The sequence below is a fragment of the Microbacterium sp. genome (assembly GCF_031179285.1).
GTDB lineage: Bacteria > Actinomycetota > Actinomycetes > Actinomycetales > Microbacteriaceae > Microbacterium.
Window position 1 is genome coordinate 15116 of record NZ_JAPSHY010000016.1, and the last position, 21220, is coordinate 36335.

Sequence of the window (21220 nt, forward strand, 5' to 3'; positions counted from 1 at the left end):
TTCTCAGGCTTTCGTCTTGAAGAACCGGAATTGCAGGATGCTGAGCAACGCGATCGCGATGAACAGGATGTAGCTGGCCGCCGAGGCGGTCGCGTAGTTGCCGAAGCCGAACTCGTTGTACGTGAAGTAGCTGATCGAGAGCGTGGAGCTCAGCGGCCCGCCCTTCGTCATCACGAAAGGCTCCTCGAAGAACTGCAGGAATCCGACCGACAGCAGGATCGCGCCCAGCAGCATGGTCGGACGCATGAGGGGGAGAGTGATGCGCGTGAACCGCCGCCACGCTCCGGCACCGTCGACCTCGGCTGCCTCCATCACGTCCTGCGGGATGGTCTGCAATCCCGCGAGGAAGATGATCATCAGCGTGCCCATGTTCCGCCACACCGCCATGAGGATCATCGCCGGCATCGCCCAGGCCGGATCGTTCAGCCAGTCCGGGCCCTGGATGCCGACACCGCCCAGCACGATGTTCAGCAGGCCGTCCGGCTGCAGGATGAAGCGCCACACCACCGCGATCGCCACGATGCTGGTGATGACGGGCGCGTAGAACCCGACCCGGAATGCCGTGCGGAACCGCGTGATCCCGTTGTTGAGAGCGACGGCCAGCACCATGGCGACCGCCATGGTCAGGGGGATCCCGACGCCGACGAAGTACAGGGTGTTTAGCAGCGACCGGGTGAACTGCGCGTCTTGGAAGAGGGCCGCGTACTGCTCGAGCCCGACGAAGTCGACGCCGAAGGGCGTGCTGATGTCGCGACTGGTGAAGTCGGTGAACGACATGATCAGCGACGACAGCAGCGGATAGAGCATGAAGAGCGCGAAGCTCGCGACGAACGGCAGGGCGAACAGGTACGCCACCACGGTGGTGCGCCTGCGTGCGCCCCCTGGCCCCCCGCCACCGCGGCGCCGGTGCGCCACGGTGGTGGGGCTGGGTACGACGGCCATCGTCAGTCGCCGAAGCCGAGCGAGTCCGCCTCGGACTGGATCGCCGCGAGGCCCTCTGCTGCGGGGATCACGCCGCGCATGATCTGCTCGATCTGCGTGTCGGCGGCGGCGGAGAGCTCCGGCCACACCGTGAGCGCCGGTGCCGTCTTGGTGCTCTGCAACTGCTCGCCGAACGCCGCGGTCTTCGGGTTCTCCGTCAGCGCCGGGTCGTCCCATGCGGACTGCTGCGACGGCAGGCCGTTGACGGTCTTGTACCACTCCACCTGGACGTCGGGTTTCGTGAGCCACTGGATGAGCTTCCACGCGGCATCCGGGTTCTTCGACCCCTTGAACACGGCGAGGTTCGCCCCAGCCGCGAACGACATCGATTCGCCGGAGGGCGAGGCCGGGATCGGCGCGACAGCGAACTTGTCGGCGAACCCGTCCCCGCCGGCCGCCGCCAGGCCCGGGATGTCCCACGGTCCGCTGATGAACATCGGCGTCGAACCGTCCACGAACCGCGACACCTGGGAGCCGGATTCGTTGTCGGGGTTGGGATCGGCGATCCCCTCGTCGAAGAAGCTGCGGATGTAGTCGAGCGCCTCGGCGTTCTCGGGGGTGTCGATCGTCCACTCGGTCTGCTCGGCGTTGATGATGTCTCCGCCGTTGGACCACATGAAAGGCAGGTTGCCGATGAACGAGTTCCACCCGCCGGACGGAAGGGTCACGCCGAACTCCGCGCCGGCGCCGGTCTGGTACCCCTTGGCGAGAGCCTTGAAACCTTCCCAGTCGGTCGGGAACTCGCTGAAGCCTGCCTGCTGCATCAGGTCGGTGCGGTAGAAGAGTGCTCGCGTCTCGACGTACCAGGGAACGCCGTAGTGCGTGCCTCCGAGGTCGGTGGTCTCCAGGGCGACGGGGAAGATGTCGCTCGTGTCGATCTCCGACGGTGTCGGCAGCAGCGCCGAACCGAAGGCCGGCATCCAGTCGCTGCCCAGCATCCCGATGTCAGGGGTGGTGTTCCCCGCGACCGCCGTCTGGTACTTGTTCTGGGCTGAGTCCCACGGCACCGGCGTCACCTGGATCTCGACGTCGGGATTCTCCTCCTCGAACGGCGCGAGGAAGTCGGCCAGCGCTTCCCCTTCGGTTCCCTGCGCCCAGATGGTGAGCTTGCCGGTGGCTGGCCCGTCGCCCAGCGTGACGGGTTCCGGACCCGCGCCCTCTCCTTCGTCGGGGCGGCCGCAGCCGGACAGCAGCAGCGCGGCGGTCGCGGTGATCGCGACACCGCTGAGCACTCTCTTTCGGATCATCGTCGTTCCTACTCGTCGATTGTCGGGAGCTATCCCGGTGATGTGATTCACCGAAATCTACGCGCATAACATTTGAGAACGCAAGCATCAATTTGAAACCGGGGTGCGATCAGTGGCGGATGCTGTCCGCGGCGCAGCCGCAGGATTCGCCGATCCACAGGCGGCACGGCAGTGTGACGTCGCGGCCCGTCGAACCGTCCCCCTCCAGCGCGCGGAGCAGGATGCGAACGGCCTCTCGCCCCACCGCCTCCATCGGCTGCCGAACCGTGGTCAGGGTCGGGGAGCTGAGCCGGCCGGCGATCACGCCGTCGTAGCCGGTGACCGCGGTGCCTGCCGGTACCGAGTACCCGGCGGCGCGGAGCGTGCGAATCGTGACCAGCGCTTCCTGGTCGGTCGAGCACACGAACGCGTCCGGCAGCGGGCCGCTCGCGAGCAGCTGCTCGACCACGCGCTCCGTCGAGGCATCGTCTCCCGGATGGCTGTCAGTGGGCGCCGGCACAGGAAGACCTGCTGCCTCGAGCGTGTTTCGGAACGCGGCGTAGCGAGACTCGAACTCCGGCGTGCTCAGCGCGCCGACATAGGCGAATCGACGATGGCCGTGCGCGGTCATGAGGTGCGAGGCGAGCTCGGCCATGGCCGTACCCTGGTCGACGAAGACGGTGTGCATGCCGGGTCGTCGCACGGCCCCGCCCAGCTCGACCACCGGGAGGCGAGTGCTCAACTGCGCGAGAGTCTCGCCGGGAGCGGCTCCCGCGAAGGCGATGAGACCATCGACGCGTCCCGCGACATCGACGACGTCGCGGGACTGGGCGAAGTCACCGGCGCCCAGCATCAGCGCGTAGCCGCGTCGGCGGCATTCGAGCTGCACCCCGCGCTGCACCTCGTCGGCGTAGAGCGGGAACAGTCGACCGTCCGGCATCCGCAGTGACGCTTCGATGGCGTCGTCCTCCGCCGAGCCGGTGGCGGATGCCTCGCCTTCCAGCAGATAGTCGAACGCGTACAGGCCGAGCGCCCCGGTCGCTCCCCGCGCCAACCCTCGCGCGCTGGCGCTGGGCACGTACCCGAGCGCCTCCGCGGCCGCGAGGACCGTCTGCCTCGTCTCCTCCTTCACGCGGTCCGGCTTGGTGAAGGTGAACGACACGGTGGCCGTCGACACTCCGGCTGCGCGAGCGACGTCGTACACGGTCGGCCGCCTGCCGGTGCGAGTGCGGGATCTCTGGTCAGACATGATCGATGCCACAGTACAGGCCCGGATCACGCCCCGAATGCGATCGCTGGCGAGCTGTCGCCGTTCGAGGCGCCGCTGATCAGCGGATCCTCCACCAGCCAGATCAACCCCGGCCTGCCTCTCTCGTCGACGAATCGCAGTGCGATCGCGATCGCCGAGTCCGTGTCTGCGCGGGACTGCGCCCACTCGTGAGCTTCGCCCAGCGAGACCCCGTCGATGTCGAAGACCTCGCGCCACGCTCGCGAATCCTGGATGAAGACCCGCAGGTCGAGCGTGGAGCGCTCCCACCGGGTGTCCCGCTCGTCGACTTCTCTCGGTGCCATGGCCATCGTCGAATGGTACGCGCGCTCGCCACCTCGCGATGCCGAATCGCGTGAGACGACGGATGCCGCGTGAGACAACGGATGCTGCGTGAGACACCCCACGTCGCGTGGTGTCTCAGGCGAAAGGTGGTGTCTCAGGCCAAACGTGGTGTCTCGCGCGTAAGGGATGTCACGCCGGCGTGCCCGCCCCCGTCAGGCGCGCCCCTGCAGGATCCCGTGCCAGTACACCTGCGGGAACATCCACCTGTCGATGAACCAGTTGCGGCGACTCTCGCGGTACGAGGTGCGCCAGAGCGTCGGGGCCATGCGCCGGGCGTCGTCGAACTCGGCGAAGACGGCGGTCGAGCGCGAGACGGTGAACGGGCAGACGCCGTATCCGTCGTAGCGGGCGGTGGGTTCACGCCCGTCCAGCACGGCGAGGAGGTTCTCGACGAGCACCTTGACCTGCTTGCGCAGCGCGCCACCCGACTTCGAGTTCGTCGTCGCAGCCGCGTCACCGAGCGCCCACACGTCGGGGTGCATCGGAGACCGGAGCGTGCGCACATCGACATCGGCGAATCCGCTCGCCGCCTGAGCGAGGCCGCTGTCGGCGATCCACGACGGCGCGGACTGCGGCGGCTCGACGAGCAGCACGTCGTAAGTGATCTGCTCCCGGTCGGCGCCGTAGGTCACCGTGCGGAGGTTGCCGTCGACCGAGACGAGTTCCGCCTCGGTGTGCAGTTCGACGCCGTACTCGGCGATCTTGCGCTCGAGCTCTGCGTCGATCTCGGGGATGCCGAAGATCGTGGGATCCGGCACCAGCATCACAACCCGGATGTCGTCGAGCACACCCTTCGCCCGCCAGTACGCGCACGCCTGATACATCGGCTTCTGCGCGGCGCCCGCGCACGACGCCGGGCCCTGCGCCTGCACGAACACGACCGTTCCTTCTCGCACCTCGCGCAGCAGCGCCGAGGCCTTGATCGCGAGGTCGAACTCGTAGTTCGACGCGACCGCCGGCGTGCGGATCGCATCGGCGAGGCCCGGAATGCCGTCCCATCGGTTCTGGATGCCGGGGCATACGACGAGCTGCTCGTAGCCGACCGTGCCGCCGGCTGCCAGCTTCACCTCGTGCGCCTTCGGGTCGACTTTGATCACGGTGTCCTGAATCCACTCGACACCCTTCGGCATCACATCGCGCTGCGGGCGCCGAGCCTCACTCGCGCGGGCCGTCCCACCCGCGACATGCGAGAACAGCGGCTTGTAGTAGTGCGTCTCGTTCGGATCGATCACCGCGATGTCGGTGATGCCGGCACGGCGGAGCCTGCCGGCGACCGAGAGTCCGGCGTTTCCTCCGCCGATCACGAGGATGCGGTGCGTACGGGTCGCGTCTGCCGCGTCTGCGTTGCTCATTGCGCTGACGATAGGTGGCATCCGGTCACCCGGACACGGGGTTGACACCTGCGGTCCCGGGAGTCGGAACGGCGCGGGTCACCCCGAGGCATCGCCGGATGCAGCACGCATTCGCCTGCGGTAGTCCCGCGGACTGATGCCGCGCTCGCGCCGGAACGCCGCGCTCAACGCGAAGGGTGTGCTGTATCCGACACGCGCGGCGATCGCGCCGACGGTGAGGTCGCCGTCACGCAGCAGGTCGGCGGTGAGCTTGAGGCGCCAGTCGGTCAGGTACGTCATGGGCGGTTGCCCCACCAGATCGGTGAATCGCCGGGCGAGCGCGGCTCGTGACGTGCCCGACCGGCGTGCCAGTTCCGCGAGGGTCCACGGGTGCGCGGGGTCGCCGTGCATCAAGCGGAGAGCAGCTCCCACGATCGGGTCGCCGTACGCGCTGAACCACCCCGGGGCGCGGTCGCTCCGGCTGAACCACGTCCGCAATGTCGCGATGAGCAGCAGATCGAGCAGGCGATCGAGGACCGTGTCCTGCCCGGCATCCGTGCCCTCGATCTCGGCTTCGAGCATCTGCATCAGGTGCTGGGTGGCGGTGCAGCGTTCGACGACGGCGAGGGGCGGCAGCACGCGAAGCAGCGAGTCGCTCACTTCGCCGCGCACCTGATAGGTGCCGCTGAACAACACGGTCGCGCCCGCGGCGTCATTGCCCCACGAGCGTTCCCCGAACATCGCCATGACGTCATCGCCGACCGGATGCGGCTGCTGCAAGCGATCGATCCTGACTTGCGGCGGCGTCGAGGGGGGATCGGCGACCGTGTACCGCAGATCGGGCCCCCGCACGAGAGCGACGTCTCCGGGTTGCAGGCGCACCGGTGGGCGGTCATCGAGAACGATCCATGCGTCGCCGCGAGTGGGGGCGAGGAGGGTGAGCGGCGCATCATCCTCGATCCGCATCGCCCAGGGCGGGGCGAGCATCGAACGCAGCACGAACGCGCCGTTGGCTCGCGCGGAGTCAAGAATCGCCGTCATGCCATCCATAGCGTCACCGTAGACGTTCGCGCATGTTATTGCGATCATCACCCATTCCGCGTCACGTCGTCCCCTCGTTGGATGGACTCATGACCACGACAGACACCCTCCACACTCCGGCCGTCTCCTCGGCATCCGCTCGCCCGACCGTCGTCCTCGGCGGCACCGGCAAGACCGGGCGCCGCCTCGTCGAGCACCTCCGTGCCGAGGGCGTCGCCGTTCGCCCCGTCGGTCGCAGCACGTCGCTGCCCTTCGACTGGGCGGACCGCTCGACGTGGGACGCGGCCATCTCCGGATCGCGCGCCGCCTACATCGCATACTCGCCCGACCTCGCCGTGCCCGGTTCTGGTGACGACATCGCCGAACTCCTCACCCGGCTCGAGGGCGCCGGTATCGAACACGCGACACTGCTCTCGGGGCGCGGCGAACCGGAAGCGCAGGATGCCGAAGAGGCGCTGCAGCGCTCGAGCCTGTCGTGGTCGGTCGTGCGGGCATCATGGTTCTTCCAGAACTTCAGTGAGAGCTACCTGCGCGATCCGATCCTCGAGGGCACGCTGTACTTGCCGGCCGTCAGCGCCGCCGAGCCGTTCATCGACGCCGACGACATCGCCGCCGTCGCCGCGGCGACCCTGCTCGACAACCGCCACGCCGGCGAGGTCTACGAAGTCACCGGTCCGGAACTGCTCACATTCGACCAGATCGCCGAGCAGCTCTCGTCGGCGCTCGGGCGGCGGATCTCATACGTGCCGATCTCGCGTGAGGAGTACGCCACCGCCGCGCGCGCCGAGGGTGTGCCCGAGCCCGTCGTGTGGTTGCTCGACTACCTCTTCCGCGTCGTGCTCGACGGGCGCAACGAGTCTCTCGCCGACGGCGTGCAGCGTGCACTCGGCCGGGAGCCGCGCCGGTTCGCCGACTTCGCCCGCGCTCACGCCGCAGCGGGCACCTGGACCCCGGGGGGCGATCTGACATGACCGCTCTCGTGACCACCGTCCTCATCCTGCAGGCGCTCAGCTTCATCAACGGCGGAGTGTTCCTGGCATTCACCACGATGGTCATCCCGGCACTGCGGGGCGCCCGTGATCCGCACGCAGCCGCGACCGTGATGCGCGACGTCAACGTGCGTGCACCGCGGTCGATCTTCATGGTGCCCTTCCTCGGTGCCCCGGTCGCGGCGATCGTCGCCGGGATTCTCCTCGTGACCGGTGGCGCCGCGACCGCCGCGGCGCCGTGGGTCATCGGGGCGATCGCGGCGAGTCTGCTCGCCTTCGTCGTCAGCGTGACGGTGAACATCCCTTGGAATGACCGGCTCGAGCGCGAGCGGGGCCAGGAGACGATCTGGACGGAGTTCTCGCGGGTGTGGGCGCGCGCCAACGCCGTGCGCTGCGCGCTGTCGATCGCCGCGGGAGCGGCGGCAGCCGTGTCGCTGATCTGAGCGGGACGCTCGCCGCGATGCGTACCAGCCCGTCGAGGGGTCGGGTTGCGACAGCGAACCGGCCCGGTCAGGTTCCGAGTGATGTTGCGGTGCCGGCGAGCATCGCCACCGCATTGCCGCTGCATACCTTTCCGCGCACATCGCCGGACAGAGCGGAGGCCGCGAGCTGCAGCATGGTCGCCTCGGGCGTCTGCACGGGGTACCCGCTGCCGAACACCCATCGCCCAGGGTCGCGTGCGAGCCCGTCGGCGACGTGAGTCGGGCCGTTGACGTGCCAGAGATCGAGCCGCACGGCGGAGGGCGCATCGTCGCCGAGATGCCGAGAAACTTCCTGCCAATCGGCGTGGTTGAGCCCGCTGAGAAGCATCGGATGCGCCGGGCGCGCCCGAATCAGGTCGGCGAGGTGATGCGGCTCGAGATCCTCCGCGGGCGACAGCGGATGTCGCACGCGGGCGTCGTCGAGCCGCGTGAGCAGCTGAAGCGGGAGCTCGAGCTCAGCGCAGGCGTCCACGACCTGGGTGAGCAGGGAGACCGGATAGCGGTGGTAGCCAGGAGCGACGCGGATTCCCGCCGCTCCCGAGAGCGCGGCCCACGCGAGCTCCTGTCGCCAGTCGCTCTGCCGCGGATCGATGACGGCGAAGACGCGGAACAGCGGGTCGTCGCCGCATGCCGCGAAGACGGCCTCGTTCCCGGTGCGGGTGTCGAAGCCGAACAGGGAGGCGAGGTGCGACACCCAGAGGGACCGTAACCCGTACCACCGCGCGTAGTCCCTCAGGTCGTCGACGGCAGCGGAAGCCGGAAGCCGGAAGGGCCACTGGCCGAGGTGGCACGTGGTGTCCACCGCGCCGAGGACGGGGAACTCCTCCATGAGCATCGTGCGCGACCGGTCCGTCATGCCGCGACCTCGCTGAGCCAGCCGGCGACCGTGCCGCCGAACACGCGGGTCGAGGCTTCGGGGTTCAGTCCTGCCCCGAGCACCTTGCCCACGTTCGCCGCCAGGTCGATGTGATGCAGATCGGAGCCGAACACCACCCGCGACGAACCGAGGCGATCCACGGCGAGAGCGACCTCGCTGGCTCCGATGATCGTGCCTGAAGTGTCGACAGCGACGTTCGGCACGTCGCGCACCGTGTTGATCGCGGATTCGGCCTGCCCGCCCAGATGCGCCATGATGAACCGCACCTCCGGGTGCCGTCGCGCCGCCGCCGCGATGTGCGCGGCCGTCGACTCATAAGGGAACCGCCCGACCGTCTTCCGCCACGCGTGGGCGAGGACGATCAGCCGGCGCTCGGCGGCGTACTCCAGTATCGGGTCGGACAGGGGATCGTCCGCAAGGGTGGCAATCCACAGCTTGATGCCGATCATGCCGTATTCCTCGACATTCCGCCGCAGATCCTCGAGGCTGGCGCGTCCGTAGCGCGGATTGACGTAGCAGTAGCCGCGCAGATGCTTGGGGTGGCGTCGCAGCTCCGACACGAGCACGCGGTTCATCTCGCGCACCTCTTCGACACCGGGATGCGGTTGGAAAGCGCCGATGTTGCTGCACAGGAACAGGTCGATCCCCAGCCGCTCGCCGAGCGTGAGGATTTCGGGATCGAAGCGTCCCTGATCGAGGTGGGTGTGCGCGTCGATGCCGGTCATGCCCCGGGCACCTCCGCGGCAGCGGCTGCCGCCCGTCGCAGAGTCTCTTCGATGTCGGCATCCGTGTGCGCGGCGTTGACATACACGACCCGGTAGAACGACAGCCCGTGCCGGAACGCCGCACGCAGGAACGCCCGCAGCATCTGCTCGTCCTGGGCGACGAACTGCGGGCAGGCGGGGTGACCCTGCGCGCGGATGTCCAGGCCCGCAGCGGTGAAAACGGCGTTCAGGCCATCGCGCAGCCGCGTGCCGGACTCACGCAGGCGCGGCAACACCCCGTCATCGCGGAGCGCGGTCATCGTGGCGGTCGCGGCGGCGAGCGACAGCGTCTCGCCGCCGTACGTCGACGAGACGACGACCTCGCCGCGGTCGAGCACGCCCAGCACGTCACGCCGGCCGCAGTACACGGCCAAGGGCATGCCGTTCGCGACGCCCTTGCCGAACACCGACAGGTCGGGGTGCACGCCGGTCGCCTCGGCCATGCCGCCCATCGCCACACGGAAGCCGGTGACCATCTCGTCATAGGCGAGCAGGGCACCGTGCTCGGCGGCGAGGTCACGGAGGAACCGGTAGAAGTCCACGACGTCGGGCAGTGCGGTGTAGTCGGCCGCCACGAGCACCAGTGCGATATCGCCGCCGCGCTCGGCGAAGAGCGCTCGCAGCCGATCACGATCCTCCCAGTCGACCTGATGATGCAGCGCGGCGAGAGCGGCGGGGACGCCGGAAACGGACGCGGAAACTGTGCCCGGCAGCACGCGTGCGCCGTCGGCGAGGGAGTTCAGCCAGCCGTTATAGCCGATCTGCACCACCCGGTCGCGCCCGGTGAATGCCCGGGCGATGCGGATCACGGCCGCGAGCGCCTCACCGCCGGTCTTGAGGAAGCGGGCGGCCTCGGCCCCCGGGACGAGCGCGCAGAACAGCTCTGCGGTGGTCGTCTCCAGCGGGTGCGGATGCCCGAACAGGATGCCGTCCGCGAGCTGCTTCGTGATCGCGGCATCCACCCTCGGGTCGGCGTAGCCGAGCGTGATCGGCCCGAGCGCGTTGCGGTAGTCGATGAACTCGCGTCCGCGATCGTCCCACACCCGGCATCCACGACCGCGGACGATGACCTCCGGCTCGTCCGGCAGCAGCGCGGGCGCCTTTGAGTTCGTGCTCGAGCCCACCGGCATCACCGCCAGGGCGCGCTTGCGCCAGCTCGGCCCGCTGGATGCTTCAACCGGGAGTTCGCTCTCGTCGGGTGTCGCGGCTCGGGTCCTCATCGTCCTGCTCCTTCGCTCGCTCGTTGTCTGTCAGGTCAGCTCGACGACGGCGCCTCCGCGGGACGCCGATCGCTGTGCGGCAGTGACGATCTCCACCGTGCGGATGCCCACTCCGGCGTCCGGCTGCGCGGGACGCCGTTCGCGGACGGCGGCGACGAACTCCGCCAGCAGCAGGTCGTCGAGATCGGCGCCGACCGGCGACCAGGTCTCTCCCTCGACGTCATGACCGGCCACGCCCTTGGCGAACGGGCTGACGGTGATCGTGCCGCGTTCCGCGACGATCTGCAGCGTCACTCCGCCCCAGGTGGGCGAAGTCATCGGCCAGCTCCAGGAGCAGTCGATCGTCGCGATGACGCCGCTGGGGTAGCCGAGGGTGACGAGCCCGCCGGTTTCGACGCTCAGCTCACGCTCGTCGTGCAGGATGCTGTTCGACACTGCCCGCACGGTGGCCGGTCGCTCGCCGAGCAGATCGTCGAGCAGATCCGCGCAGTGCACGACGTGGTCGACGAGGGCGCCGCCGCCGGACAGCGCGCGATCGGTGAACCAGTCGCGGTCCTCGGGGAGCTTGCCGTTGTTGATCGCCGACACGCCGAGGATCCTGCCGAGCCGCCCGCTGCGCAGCTGCGCGCGCGCGTCCCGGAAAACGGGGGAGAAGCGCACCGGATATGCGACCATGAGGGTGACGCCGGCACGCGCGCAGGCGTCGCGCATCTCCCGCGCGTCGGCGACGCTGGTGGCGAGTGGCTTCTCGCAGAGCACGTGGGCGCCGGCGTCGGCAGCCCGGAGAACCAGGTCGCGATGACGAGCGTTCTCCGCCGTGATGATCACCGCATCCGGTCTCCAGGCGAACGCCTCGACGTAGGTTTCGACGTAGGGCACGCCCAGCTCGGCGGCGAGGGCGGCGCCGCGCGGCGCGTCATCCGAGGCGGAGGCGCCGTCCGGGTCGCTCGCGACAAGCTCCACGCCCGGCATCGCGCGCAGAGCGTTGACGTAGCTCAGCGCGTGGGTGTGCGCGAACGACAGGATGGCAATACGCAGCGGCGTGGTCATCGGGCGCTCTCCAGGATGTCGGTTCGGGGGTGTGCGACGGAGATGCGGTCTCCGGCAGACCGAAGGGAGACCGCTGCGCCGGCGGCGAGCGACGCGTACGCGGCCTCCGCGACTGCCACCGCGGCCACCCCGTCCTCGGGCAGGACCGCGGCTTGGGCGCCGGTGCGCAGGCATGCCAGGAAATCCGCCAGCTCGGCGAAGTACGGGCTCTCCTCGGGCGACATCGGCGGAAGGTAGTCGGTGCTCTCCGAGCCGAGCACGGCGTCCGCCCGGAGCGAGTGGTCCTCAGCGCTGTCGTAGCGCAGCCGGCCGCGGGATCCGGACACCTCGACGCTGGTGCGGAACGGCATTCCGGGCACGCCCCAGCTGGCCTGGAGGTGGCTGAGGACACCGCTCTGATGCGTGAGCACAACCTGGGCCGTGACAGGGGCGGGCACGACGTCATCGACGGTCGCGGGGTTCTGCACGGCGTAGACGCTTGTCGCGGGACCGGCGAACCAGAGCGCCTGGTCGATGTCGTGGATCATCAGGTCGCGGATCACCCCGCCGCCGGTGCTCTCGCGGAAGAACCAGGGGGTCTGCGGCGCAGAGCCCATCCGGGTGAAGCGCTGCACCGCGATCCGGCCGATCTGACCGGCGTCGATGCTGTGCTTGATGCGCTGGTACTCCCCGAAGTAGCGCACGACGTGCGCCGGAAAGAGCCGCACCCCGGCCTGCTTCGCCTCGCGGACGAGTGCGGCGGCCTCGCTGACGGTGGGCGCGATCGGCTTTTCGCAGATGACGTGCCGTCCCCGTGCGACGGCGCGGCGGACGAGATCGGCGTGCGTACCGCTGGGAGTGACGATGTCCACGACGTCGACCCGGTCGAGCAGGTCGTCGACGCTGGACGCTACGGTGAACCCGTATTCGGCGGCGAGTCGTTCCGCGCCGTCCAGTGAGAAGACGACCCCCATCACGCCCAGAGCCCGCCAGGCGTCGGCGTGGACGCCGGAGATACCCCCGGCGCCGATGAGTCCCACTCGCAGGTCGCTCATGCTGTCTCCCTCGCCCGAGTCCGGCTCGTTGTCGCAGCGTCACGCGGGGTGATCAGCGGCACCGGCATGCCATCGATGCCGTGCACCGCACCCGAGTGTCGACGGAATGCGTGCACGAGCGCGCCGTGGGCAGCGGCGTCGGCCCCGAGTCGCGCCTCGACGACGGGAATCTCGAACGGCAGCCTGATGTGCTGCGGAATCGCCCGGCGCAGGGGATCGAGAAACTGCTCGTGCGCAGCCGAGAGGCCGCCCCCGATGACGACCATGGCCGGATCGACGGTCATGATGAGCATCGCGATGCCGTGGGCGACCTCGTCGACGAATGCGTCGAGCTCGTCCTGCGCCTCCGCGTCGCCCGTCGCCGCCTGCTCGAAGACCTCCTGCGCGGTGGCTGCCGTGCGCCACAGGATCTGGCCGGTCTGAGCGTTGAGACCGCGGAAGGCCAGCCGGCCGATGTCGCCGGCGACGTTGTGCATGCCTCGGCGGGGGCGCCCACCCAGGATCAGGCCCATGGAGATGCGGTTCCCGACGGAGAGGTAGAGGACGTCGTCGACCAGCTGGGCCACCCCGAGGTGGTGCTCGGCGACAGCCGCGAGTCGCACGCCGTTGTCCACCGCGACGGGGCAGCCGAAGGCCGCATGCAGCTGGGATCCGATGTCCACACCAGACCACTCGGGAATGATCACCGACGTGACGACGTGTCCTGCGTCATCCACGATCCCGGGCAGGGCGACCCCGATGGCGCGCACACGGGTAGCGGGGAGCGCGGCATCGGCAAGGGTCGCCCGGATGTCCGCGATGACGGCCGACAGCTTTGCCGCGCCGCCGACCTGCTGGTCCACCCCGGGGAAGAACCGCTGGGCGATGACGGCACCCGCGAGATCGGCGATCACGACGCGGATGCTCGCGACGCCGATGTCCGCCCCAACCACCGCTCCGGCGGATCTGTGGAACTGGAAATGTCGCGCGGGCCGGCCAGCGCCGCGGCCGCCGGTGGCGGGGGCCTCGACGACGAGGCCTCTGCGAACGAGCGATGACACCGCATTTTCGACTGAGGTACGCGAAAGAGCAAGGGTCTGAGCGAGGTCGTTCACGGTCGCCGCGCCGATGTCCCGCAGGTGCACGGCGGAGCGGACGGAAATGGAGGGCGGTGGCTGAGCGGACCACGTCTGAGGGGCCAAGCCCGCCTCCTTTCTCCATCGTCGCGAGTGCGACAAAATTAGCACACCTCAGTGTGTGAACGTTCTGACTAGCTGCGCAACGTTGAAACACCCTGAAATTCGGCTGTAACTCTTACGTAACACAAAAGGGCTTGACTGATTATCACACCGAGGTGTCATAATGACTCGACCCAGCACGGTTCAGCAAAGGAGCATCATGCGTGTGAAGAAGTTCGTCGGCGCGGTCGCAGGACTCGCCACCATCGGCCTCGTGGCCGGATGTTCGACAGGGGGCGGCGGAGCCGCATCCGGGGATCAGCACGTCACCGTCTGGCTCTACCCCGTTATCGCCGATGAAGCCGCGCACAAGGAGTTCTGGGATCAGGCGATCGCCGACTTCGAAGCTGAGAACGAAGGCATCACGGTCGATTACGAGATCTTCCCGTGGGCCAACCGCGACGAGGCCCTGCAGACCGCGATCGCCGCGAACAAGGGCCCGGATCTCGTCTACCTGGTCCCGGACCAGCTCGAGGCCTATCAGAACTCGATCGAGCCGATGGACGACCACCTCAGTGACGAGCACAAATCGAGCATTCTCGAGAACGTCACCGAATCGGTGACGCTGGCAGACGGGATGCTGGGCGCTCCCGTGCTGACGAGCGCGATGACCCTCATCTGCAACCAGGCAGCCTTCGACGCCGCCGGCGTCAAGGAGTTCCCCGCGACCTGGGACGACATCGTCGACATCGCGCCGATGTTCACCGAGGCCGGCATGCATGTCCTGCACTACCCCGCCACCGCGGAGAACACGCTCAACATGACCTACTACCCCCTGCTCTGGCAGGCCGGCGGCGAGGTCTACAGCGACGAGGGCGACTTGGCGTTCAACGGCGACGAGGGCGTCGAGGCGCTGACGTTCCTCACTGATCTCGCCGAGGCCGGTGCGATCGACCCCGACCCGCTGACCTCATCGGTCGCGATCGAGCAGACTGGTCTCGCCCAGGGCACGACAGGATGCACCTGGACCAACTCCGTGATCGAGGTCGAGCCGTTCTGGGGCGAGGAGAACGTCGTCGTGCTTCCCCCGCTGGAGGCGGAGGAGTCGATCGCATACGGCACGGTGGGGTCTCTCGCCATGCTCAAGAGCGCACAGCACAAGGACGCCGCCGGTGCTTTCGCGGAGTACGTCACGAGCGCTGACGTCGTGAAGCCCTACCTCGAGGCCTCCGGATTCTTCTCCGCGCTGGACACCGACCCCATCTACCCGGCCGAATCGCTGCTGGGGCAGGTCGAGCAGTACGTCCCGAACACGACGGTCGGTGAGCTGGCGAGCAGCTCCCGCGCCCTCATGGGAGTGCTCTCGCCAGAGATCCAGGCCGCCCTGCTCGGACAGAAGTCCCCGGAGGACGCTCTGAAGGACGCCGCGACCGCGGCCGAGCCGCTGCTCCGTTAGCCGCTCCGGCTCGGGGGTGCGTGCCCACGTCTCCCCCGGCGCAGCACGGGCGCGCCCCAGGATGCCCGCGCCACGCACCCCCGAGCCCATCGCGATCGCCCGTTCCGTAATCGCCTCGACCCGCATCCGGCCTGCACAGTGAGGACCCGACCATGACGACGTCCACTCCTACGGCGCCCCGACAACGCGTGACCACGAGGCTGCTCGCACGCCGGGAGGCGCGCATCGCCTTCCTCTTCGTGCTTCCCGCCTTCCTGCTCTTCCTCGCCTTCCGGTTCGGGCCGACACTGGCGGGTGTCGCGTTGAGCTTCTTCGACTACGACATCTCCGGGGAGATCGCGTGGCGCGGGCTCGACCACTTCCAGCGGCTGATGGGCGATCCGCTGTTCTGGCGGGCGTTGAGCACCACCGTCCTCTATACGCTCTTCGCCGTGCCGCTGTCGCTCGTGCTCTCCACGGTCATGGCCCTGGGAGTGCGGCGGGCGTTCCGCGGCTCGCGGTTCTTCCGCTCCATCTTCTTCCTCCCCGTCATCACCTCCCTGGTGCTCGCCGGGGCGATCTTCGTGTGGATCTTCTCCAGCAGCGGACCGTGGTCGGCGCTGATGACGCCGCTCGGACTCGGTGGCTCCTGGCTTGCGAGTACCGTTCTCGTCGTCCCGGCGATCGTTGTGGTCGGCGTCTGGTCGCGGTTCGGGTACGGGATGATGATCATGATCGCGGCCATGCAGGACATCCCTCGCGAGCTCGAGGAGGCTGCGCTCGTCGACGGGGCGAACGCCTGGCAGCGGTTCCGTTGGATCATCCTCCCGCACCTGAAGCCCACCGTCTTCTTCCTCGCCGTCATCGAGACGACGGCGGCTTTCCAGGTGTTCGATGTCATCTACGTCATGACCCAGGGCGGGCCGGCCAATGCGAGCTACTCGCTCGTCTACCTCATCTACGACCAGGGCTTCCGCTACTTCGAGTACGGCTATGCGGCCGCCGCCGGAGTCGCCCTGTTCGTCATGACCCTCATCGTCGCCCTCATCCAACGCCTTGTGATCGGAAGACAGAAATGACCGCCGTGACATCGTCGAAGGCGCGGAGCGCGCGCCGTTCGTTCCGGGCGCTGGAGCCCACCGGTGGCGGGATCGTGCTGCGCTGGCTGTGGCTGAGCGTCGCGGCGATCTTCAGCTTCTTCCCGTTCTACGCAATGGTCGTGCTGAGCCTGAAGCCGGGCATGGTCGTCGACTTCCCGGCATCCCTCCTGCCGTGGGGCGGGATCTCGTTCGACTCGTACGCCCAGGTGCTCGCGGGACAGAACCTCCTGGTGTGGCTGTTCAACACCCTGGTGTACTCGCTGGTGTCGGTGGTCGTCGTGCTCTTTTTGTCGGCGCTCGCCGGATACGCCTTCGCGAAGAAGCGCTTCGCCGGCAAGGAGGTGATCTTCTGGTCCTTCCTGTCGATGGTCATGGTGCCGTTCCACGTGACGCTCATCCCGACCTTCCTCCTCATAGCGGGCCTCGGTGGCGTCGACGAGTACTGGGGGCTCATCGTCCCAACGCTCGCCAATGCTCAGGCCGTGTTCCTCATGCGCCAGTTCATCCAGCAGCTGCCCGACGAGCTGTTCGAAGCCGCGCGCATCGACGGCGCGAGTGAGTTCCGCATTTTCCTGCGCATCGTGCTGCCACTGTGCAAGCCGGTCCTCGCGACGCTCGGCATCTTCGTCTTCCTGTGGCACTGGAACGACTTCCTCTGGCCGCTCATCGTCGCCAAATCGAACGCGATGTTCACCCTCACCGTGGGCATCTCCTCGCTGCAGCAGCAGGACGTCCCGCTCAGTGTCATGCTCGCCGGATCGGTTGTGGCCCTCATCCCGATCTTCATGGCCTACCTGGTTGCGCAGCGCTATGTGCAAGAGGGCGTCACCGGCACCGGAATCAAGGGCTGATCGGAAGGAATGAAGAACGTGACACAGCAGGGATTCGGCTCGGAATCCGAACTCGAAGAGGCACTGGCGACACCCGGTGCGGGGCTCGTCGAGGATCTCGTGAAGGGGGGCGGCGATCTCGTGATCCTCGGAGCGGGCGGCAAGATGGGGCCCACGCTCGCGATGCTCGCCCGGCGCGGGATGGACGCCGCCGGCAGGCAGGCGGATGCCGTGTACGCGGTCTCCCGATTCGGGGACGCCGCGGTGCGCGAGCGGCTCAAGGCGGCGAACGTGACCGTCGTGCCGTTCGACCTCATCGAGAACGACGATTTCTCGTCGCTGCCGGATGCCGCGAACGTCGTGTTCATGGTGGGCGCGAAGTTCGGCGCAGCCACCAACGCCTCTTGGGCATGGGAGGTCAACGCCGCTCTTCCGGATCGCGTCGCCCGCCGCTACCGCGACAGCACCATCGCCGTGCTCTCGACGGGCAACGTCTACCCGTTCCTTCCCGCCTCGTCAGGAGGAGCCTCGGAGGACGTCCCGCCGGCGCCGATCGGCGAGTACGCTCAGTCGTGCCTCGGCAGAGAGCGCGTGTTCGAGTTCGGAGCGCAGGAGCGTGGCACGAAGGTCTCGCTCATCCGGCTGAACTACGCGGTCGACCTCCGCTACGGCGTGCTCGCAGACATCGGGCGATCCGTGCAGGACGGTGAGCCGGTCTCGCTCGCCACGTCGAACGTGAACGTGGTGTGGCAGGGCTATGCCAACGAGGTCGTGCTCCGCAGCCTCGTGCACGCGTCATCCGAGGTGTTCACGGTGAACCTGACCGGGCCGGAGCTGCTCAGCGTGGAGTCCATCGCCCGGCGGTTCGGCACGCTGCTGGATCGCGAGGTGACGCTCGTCGGCGAGCCGAAGCCGACGGCGCTGCTCAGCGACGCCGGACGCTGCATGGCGCTGTTCGGCTACCCATCCGTGCCGGCGGAGACGCTCATCCAGTGGCAGGCGGCATGGCTGCGGGACGGCCTGCCCCTCATCAGCAAGCCCACGAAGTGGGCCGTCAGAGACGGGAAGTTCTGATGACGGCTGTCCCCGCTCTCCGTCCGGCGGCCGCGCAGACCCTGGCGCGCGGGGCGGCCATACCGGCGCATCCGCTCGCCCTCACCGCCGACCGTGCGCTCGACGAACGCCGCCAGCGAGCCCTCACCCGCTATTACCTCGACGCCGGTGCCGGGGGCATCGCCGTCGGGGTGCACACCACCCAGTTCGAGATCCGTGACCCGGAGCACGCGCTGTTCGAGCCGGTGCTGGCGCTCGCCGCCGAAGAGCTCGAGGGGCGGGCGGATGACAGCGTGGTGTGGGTGGCGGGCGTCGCCGGAGGAACAGCCCAGGCCGTCGCCGAGGCGGAGCTCGCGCGCGACCTCGGCTACGACGCGGTGCTGGTGAGCCCCCGGGTGCCCGGTGCCGACGAGGCGCGGCTGCTGGATCGGGCGCGTGCGGTCGGCGAGGTGCTGCCGGTGATCGGGTTCTACCTGCAGGAGGCGATCGGCGGGCCCGTACTCGATCGGGCGTTCTGGCGCGCGTTCGCGCAGATCCCCTCGGTCGTGGCGGTGAAATCCGCCCCCTTTGACCGGTACCGCACGCTGGAGCTCGTGCGCGGTGTCGCCGAGTCGGGACGCGCCGACGACATCGCGCTGTACACCGGCAACGACGACGCGATCGTCGCGGATCTGCTCGCTGAGTTCCATGTGGATTCACCGGAAGGCCCGCGCACGATGCGCTTCGTCGGCGGTCTGCTCGGTCAGTGGGCCGTGGGTACCCGGGCGGCGGTGCGGATGCTGGATCAAGCGCACCGCGCGGCAGAGGGCGACCTCGAGGCTTATCGTGCGCTGGGTGCGGCATCCGCCGACATGGTGGACGTGAACCAGGCGGTCTTCGACCCCGGCAATGACTTCCACGGCGTCATCGCCGGCGTGCACGAGGTGCTGCGACAGCAGGGGCTGCTCGAGGGGGTGTGGTGCCTCGACCCGGCCGAGGGGCTCTCGCCCGGGCAGGCGGAGGAGATCGAGCGCGTCCGCCGGGCCTACCCCGAACTGCACGACGACGTCTTCATCGCGGAGCATCGGGACGCATGGCTGCGGTGAGTGAGCCCACGGTCGTCGCCGCCGTGCCCGAGACGCTGATGCAGGAGTTCTTCTCCGCGGAGGATCGGAAGCGGCTGGCGGAGGTGTCGCAGCAGCTGGGAGGCACCTTCGTCCGCCTGGACCAGCTCTCGGAGTTGCCCGACCTCTCCACGGTCCGGGTGGTGATCACCAGCTGGGGCGCGCCTCCAATCGACGCGCCGCTGCTCGCCGCGCTTCCCTCCTTGGAGCTCGTGGCGCACACCGGCGCCAGCATCCGTGCGCTCGTCACCGATGCCCTGTGGGATCGCGGCGTCGCCGTCACGCAAGCCGGGGCTGCGATGGCGCGTGCGGTCGCCGAGGTGTCGCTCGCCTTCACCCTCGCGCTGCTGCACCGGATCCCGCAGATGCACGACGCGCTGCGGCGCACCTCGGTATGGTGGGAGCCGACGGGAGTGCAGCACGAGATCTTCGGCGCTCCGATCGCGGTGATCGGCGCGTCGCGGACGGGACGGTCGTACCTCGAGCTGATCCGGGCGCTGGGTGCGCAGCCGATGCTCGTGGATCCGACGCTCACCGCGGCGCAGGCGGAGGCACTCGGGGCACCGTTGGTCTCCCTCGAGGAGGCGCTGACGCGGGCCTCGATTACGGCGCTCCACGCGCCGACCCTTCCCGAAACGCATCACCTGATCGGTGCTGCTCAGCTGGCACTCATGCCGGACGGCGCAGGGCTGGTGAACACCGCCCGGTCGTGGCTCGTCGATGAGAGCGCCCTGCTGACTGAACTCGAGAGCGGACGCCTGTCAGCCGCGATCGACGTGTTCGACGAGGAGCCGCTGGCACCGGGCAGTCCATTTCGCTCGGTCCCCGGCGTCCTGCTCACTCCGCACCGGGCCGCAGGTACGCATGAGGGCCGGCTGCGCCAGGGCCGGATCGTCGCCGACGAGCTCGCGGCGTTCGCAGGCGGGCAGCCGCTGCAGCACACCGTCACTCGCGAGCGACTCGCGGTCATGGGCTGATCGTGGCCGCGCGGGTCGGTTTCGCCGGCGTGGCCCACTCACATCCCTTCACGGATGCCGAAAACCTCCGCACCCGAGGCGTGCGCCTCGCCGGGGTGTGGGACGCGGATGATCCGCGACGGCTCGACGAATTCACGAGACGGTTCGACGTCCCTGTGTGCACCCGACTGAACGACCTGCTCGAGGATGGCCCTGACGTGGTCGTCGCGACACCGAGAACGCCCCGCGCCGCCGAGGTCGCCCGTGCGTGCGCGAGCGCCGGCATCCCGGTGTTCTTCAACAAGACGGTCGCGGCGGACGCCGCCGGGCTCGACATCTGGGATCATCTCCCCGCTGGTCGGCGCTTCACCACTTCCGTGCTGCGCTTCGCCCCATCGCTCGTCCGCCTGGCGGACGACATGGCGGATCGCACCGTGCACGCCATCGACGTCCACGTGCAGCACGACATCGCGGATTTCCTCGTCGGTGCGCGGCGGTGGCAGGACGCGCCGGACGGTGCCGGCGGGACGCTGATGAATCTGGGCATCCACGCTTGGGAGATGCTCGACGTGCTGTTGCCAGGGTCGACGGCGCGGATGCTGTCGGCCACCGCCGCGCGGGGATCAGCCGATACGGCCTCGGAGCTCGTCGCGACTGTGCATGCGGAGGTCGAAGGCAGGGCCGTCTCCGTCACCGTCTCGGGTGTCGGAGGCGCGGACCGCTATGCGGTGCGAGTGACCGCGGATGACGGCGTGCACGACGTTCGGCTGCCGCAGGACCCCGAGGGTCTCGGCTATCACGGCACCGCCGATGCGATCCTGCAGCTCGCGCGCGAAGAAGAGGAGCCCGTCGCGGCCGAGCGCACCGCATCCGTCTACCGCAACGCGATCGCGGCGACGGAGCTGGCGCGAAGACGCATCATCGGTTGAAGACCAGGAGGCCGTGCCGCTTAGCGAGCGACACGGCCACCAGTCGGTGT

Annotated in this window: 21 protein-coding genes; 9 read left to right on the plus strand and 12 right to left on the minus strand. The window is 68.8% G+C overall.

Annotated elements, in window-relative coordinates:
• Positions 1-3: 3 nt before the first annotated feature.
• From RIN18_RS11235 to RIN18_RS11260, 6 genes are all read right to left on the minus strand, one after another.
• Entirely contained in the window at positions 4-942 is a 939-nt protein-coding gene (locus RIN18_RS11235) for a sugar ABC transporter permease (protein ID WP_309104062.1), read from the minus strand.
• Between the two features lie 2 nt (positions 943-944).
• Positions 945-2228 carry an extracellular solute-binding protein gene (locus RIN18_RS11240; RefSeq protein ID WP_309104063.1) on the minus strand — a complete coding sequence of 428 codons (1284 nt, stop codon included), beginning with the start codon at positions 2226-2228 and terminating at the stop codon, positions 945-947.
• 109 nt (positions 2229-2337) lie between these two features.
• Positions 2338-3456, minus strand: a complete 1119-nt coding sequence (locus RIN18_RS11245; protein ID WP_309104064.1) for a LacI family DNA-binding transcriptional regulator — start codon at positions 3454-3456, stop codon at positions 2338-2340.
• A 26-nt stretch (positions 3457-3482) separates the two neighbouring features.
• Positions 3483-3779, minus strand: coding sequence for a hypothetical protein (locus tag RIN18_RS11250; RefSeq protein ID WP_309104065.1), 297 nt, complete (start codon positions 3777-3779; stop codon positions 3483-3485).
• Between the two features lie 192 nt (positions 3780-3971).
• Entirely contained in the window at positions 3972-5171 is a 1200-nt protein-coding gene (locus tag RIN18_RS11255; RefSeq protein WP_309104066.1) for an FAD-dependent oxidoreductase, read from the minus strand.
• Positions 5172-5249: 78 nt separating this feature from the next.
• On the minus strand, positions 5250-6200 hold the full coding sequence (locus tag RIN18_RS11260; RefSeq protein ID WP_309104067.1) for an AraC family transcriptional regulator: 951 nt from the start codon (positions 6198-6200) through the stop codon (positions 5250-5252).
• A gap of 80 nt (positions 6201-6280) precedes the next feature.
• Between RIN18_RS11260 and RIN18_RS11265 the strand changes: the two genes are divergently transcribed.
• Both RIN18_RS11265 and RIN18_RS11270 read left to right on the plus strand, forming a co-directional pair.
• The gene (locus RIN18_RS11265) at positions 6281-7162 is read left to right on the plus strand and encodes an NmrA family NAD(P)-binding protein (RefSeq protein ID WP_309104068.1); all 882 of its coding nucleotides are present in this window, start codon (positions 6281-6283) and stop codon (positions 7160-7162) included.
• Complete coding sequence (locus RIN18_RS11270) at positions 7159-7623, plus strand: anthrone oxygenase family protein (RefSeq protein ID WP_309104069.1); 465 nt, start codon at positions 7159-7161, stop codon at positions 7621-7623. The genes RIN18_RS11265 and RIN18_RS11270 overlap by 4 nt, the downstream gene beginning before the upstream one ends.
• Positions 7624-7690: 67 nt before the next feature.
• On the opposite strand, the gene RIN18_RS11275 is transcribed toward RIN18_RS11270, so the two are convergent.
• Genes RIN18_RS11275 through RIN18_RS11300 form a run of 6 tightly spaced genes read right to left on the minus strand, consistent with a single transcriptional unit; the run spans position 7691 to position 13539 of the window.
• Entirely contained in the window at positions 7691-8518 is an 828-nt protein-coding gene (locus RIN18_RS11275; protein WP_309104070.1) for a hypothetical protein, read from the minus strand.
• Positions 8515-9264, minus strand: a complete 750-nt coding sequence (locus tag RIN18_RS11280; RefSeq protein ID WP_309104071.1) for an amidohydrolase family protein — start codon at positions 9262-9264, stop codon at positions 8515-8517. The genes RIN18_RS11275 and RIN18_RS11280 overlap by 4 nt, the downstream gene beginning before the upstream one ends.
• On the minus strand, positions 9261-10523 hold the full coding sequence (locus RIN18_RS11285) for an aminotransferase class III-fold pyridoxal phosphate-dependent enzyme (protein WP_309104072.1): 1263 nt from the start codon (positions 10521-10523) through the stop codon (positions 9261-9263). The genes RIN18_RS11280 and RIN18_RS11285 overlap by 4 nt, the downstream gene beginning before the upstream one ends.
• A gap of 30 nt (positions 10524-10553) precedes the next feature.
• The gene (locus RIN18_RS11290; RefSeq protein WP_309104073.1) at positions 10554-11573 is read right to left on the minus strand and encodes a Gfo/Idh/MocA family oxidoreductase; all 1020 of its coding nucleotides are present in this window, start codon (positions 11571-11573) and stop codon (positions 10554-10556) included.
• The gene (locus RIN18_RS11295) at positions 11570-12607 is read right to left on the minus strand and encodes a Gfo/Idh/MocA family oxidoreductase (RefSeq protein WP_309104074.1); all 1038 of its coding nucleotides are present in this window, start codon (positions 12605-12607) and stop codon (positions 11570-11572) included. The genes RIN18_RS11290 and RIN18_RS11295 overlap by 4 nt, the downstream gene beginning before the upstream one ends.
• Entirely contained in the window at positions 12604-13539 is a 936-nt protein-coding gene (locus tag RIN18_RS11300; RefSeq protein WP_309104075.1) for an ROK family protein, read from the minus strand. The genes RIN18_RS11295 and RIN18_RS11300 overlap by 4 nt, the downstream gene beginning before the upstream one ends.
• Before the next feature lie 445 nt (positions 13540-13984).
• Here RIN18_RS11300 and RIN18_RS11305 point away from each other — a divergent pair, with 445 nt between their 5' ends.
• The 7 genes from RIN18_RS11305 to RIN18_RS11335 all read left to right on the plus strand — a co-directional run bounded on the left by RIN18_RS11305 (position 13985) and on the right by RIN18_RS11335 (position 21170).
• Entirely contained in the window at positions 13985-15220 is a 1236-nt protein-coding gene (locus tag RIN18_RS11305) for an extracellular solute-binding protein (protein ID WP_309104076.1), read from the plus strand.
• Between the two features lie 152 nt (positions 15221-15372).
• Complete coding sequence (locus RIN18_RS11310) at positions 15373-16278, plus strand: sugar ABC transporter permease (protein WP_309104077.1); 906 nt, start codon at positions 15373-15375, stop codon at positions 16276-16278.
• Positions 16275-17150: a carbohydrate ABC transporter permease gene (locus RIN18_RS11315; RefSeq protein ID WP_309104078.1), complete on the plus strand. Its 876-nt coding sequence runs from the start codon at positions 16275-16277 to the stop codon at positions 17148-17150. Before RIN18_RS11310 ends, RIN18_RS11315 begins: the two co-directional genes overlap by 4 nt.
• A gap of 9 nt (positions 17151-17159) precedes the next feature.
• Positions 17160-18203, plus strand: coding sequence for an epimerase (locus tag RIN18_RS11320; protein ID WP_309104079.1), 1044 nt, complete (start codon positions 17160-17162; stop codon positions 18201-18203).
• Positions 18203-19267, plus strand: a complete 1065-nt coding sequence (locus tag RIN18_RS11325; protein WP_309104080.1) for a dihydrodipicolinate synthase family protein — start codon at positions 18203-18205, stop codon at positions 19265-19267. The genes RIN18_RS11320 and RIN18_RS11325 overlap by 1 nt, the downstream gene beginning before the upstream one ends.
• The gene (locus RIN18_RS11330; RefSeq protein ID WP_309104081.1) at positions 19255-20262 is read left to right on the plus strand and encodes a hydroxyacid dehydrogenase; all 1008 of its coding nucleotides are present in this window, start codon (positions 19255-19257) and stop codon (positions 20260-20262) included. Before RIN18_RS11325 ends, RIN18_RS11330 begins: the two co-directional genes overlap by 13 nt.
• A 2-nt stretch (positions 20263-20264) precedes the next feature.
• Positions 20265-21170: a Gfo/Idh/MocA family oxidoreductase gene (locus RIN18_RS11335; RefSeq protein ID WP_309104082.1), complete on the plus strand. Its 906-nt coding sequence runs from the start codon at positions 20265-20267 to the stop codon at positions 21168-21170.
• Positions 21171-21220 lie beyond the last annotated feature (50 nt).

Coding starts and splice junctions, on each gene's coding strand:
- RIN18_RS11325 (WP_309104080.1), top strand. CDS start 18,203: ATGACGGCTGTCCCCGCTCTCCGTCCGGCGGCCGCGCAGACCCTGGCG.
- RIN18_RS11315 (WP_309104078.1), top strand. CDS start 16,275: ATGACCGCCGTGACATCGTCGAAGGCGCGGAGCGCGCGCCGTTCGTTC.
- RIN18_RS11310 (WP_309104077.1), top strand. CDS start 15,373: ATGACGACGTCCACTCCTACGGCGCCCCGACAACGCGTGACCACGAGG.
- RIN18_RS11275 (WP_309104070.1), bottom strand. CDS start 8,518: ATGACGGACCGGTCGCGCACGATGCTCATGGAGGAGTTCCCCGTCCTC.
- RIN18_RS11280 (WP_309104071.1), bottom strand. CDS start 9,264: ATGACCGGCATCGACGCGCACACCCACCTCGATCAGGGACGCTTCGAT.
- RIN18_RS11295 (WP_309104074.1), bottom strand. CDS start 12,607: ATGAGCGACCTGCGAGTGGGACTCATCGGCGCCGGGGGTATCTCCGGC.
- RIN18_RS11330 (WP_309104081.1), top strand. CDS start 19,255: ATGGCTGCGGTGAGTGAGCCCACGGTCGTCGCCGCCGTGCCCGAGACG.
- RIN18_RS11305 (WP_309104076.1), top strand. CDS start 13,985: ATGCGTGTGAAGAAGTTCGTCGGCGCGGTCGCAGGACTCGCCACCATC.
- RIN18_RS11240 (WP_309104063.1), bottom strand. CDS start 2,228: ATGATCCGAAAGAGAGTGCTCAGCGGTGTCGCGATCACCGCGACCGCC.
- RIN18_RS11285 (WP_309104072.1), bottom strand. CDS start 10,523: ATGAGGACCCGAGCCGCGACACCCGACGAGAGCGAACTCCCGGTTGAA.
- RIN18_RS11250 (WP_309104065.1), bottom strand. CDS start 3,779: ATGGCACCGAGAGAAGTCGACGAGCGGGACACCCGGTGGGAGCGCTCC.
- RIN18_RS11320 (WP_309104079.1), top strand. CDS start 17,160: ATGAAGAACGTGACACAGCAGGGATTCGGCTCGGAATCCGAACTCGAA.
- RIN18_RS11235 (WP_309104062.1), bottom strand. CDS start 942: ATGGCCGTCGTACCCAGCCCCACCACCGTGGCGCACCGGCGCCGCGGT.
- RIN18_RS11270 (WP_309104069.1), top strand. CDS start 7,159: ATGACCGCTCTCGTGACCACCGTCCTCATCCTGCAGGCGCTCAGCTTC.
- RIN18_RS11255 (WP_309104066.1), bottom strand. CDS start 5,171: ATGAGCAACGCAGACGCGGCAGACGCGACCCGTACGCACCGCATCCTC.
- RIN18_RS11290 (WP_309104073.1), bottom strand. CDS start 11,573: ATGACCACGCCGCTGCGTATTGCCATCCTGTCGTTCGCGCACACCCAC.
- RIN18_RS11245 (WP_309104064.1), bottom strand. CDS start 3,456: ATGTCTGACCAGAGATCCCGCACTCGCACCGGCAGGCGGCCGACCGTG.
- RIN18_RS11265 (WP_309104068.1), top strand. CDS start 6,281: ATGACCACGACAGACACCCTCCACACTCCGGCCGTCTCCTCGGCATCC.
- RIN18_RS11260 (WP_309104067.1), bottom strand. CDS start 6,200: ATGGATGGCATGACGGCGATTCTTGACTCCGCGCGAGCCAACGGCGCG.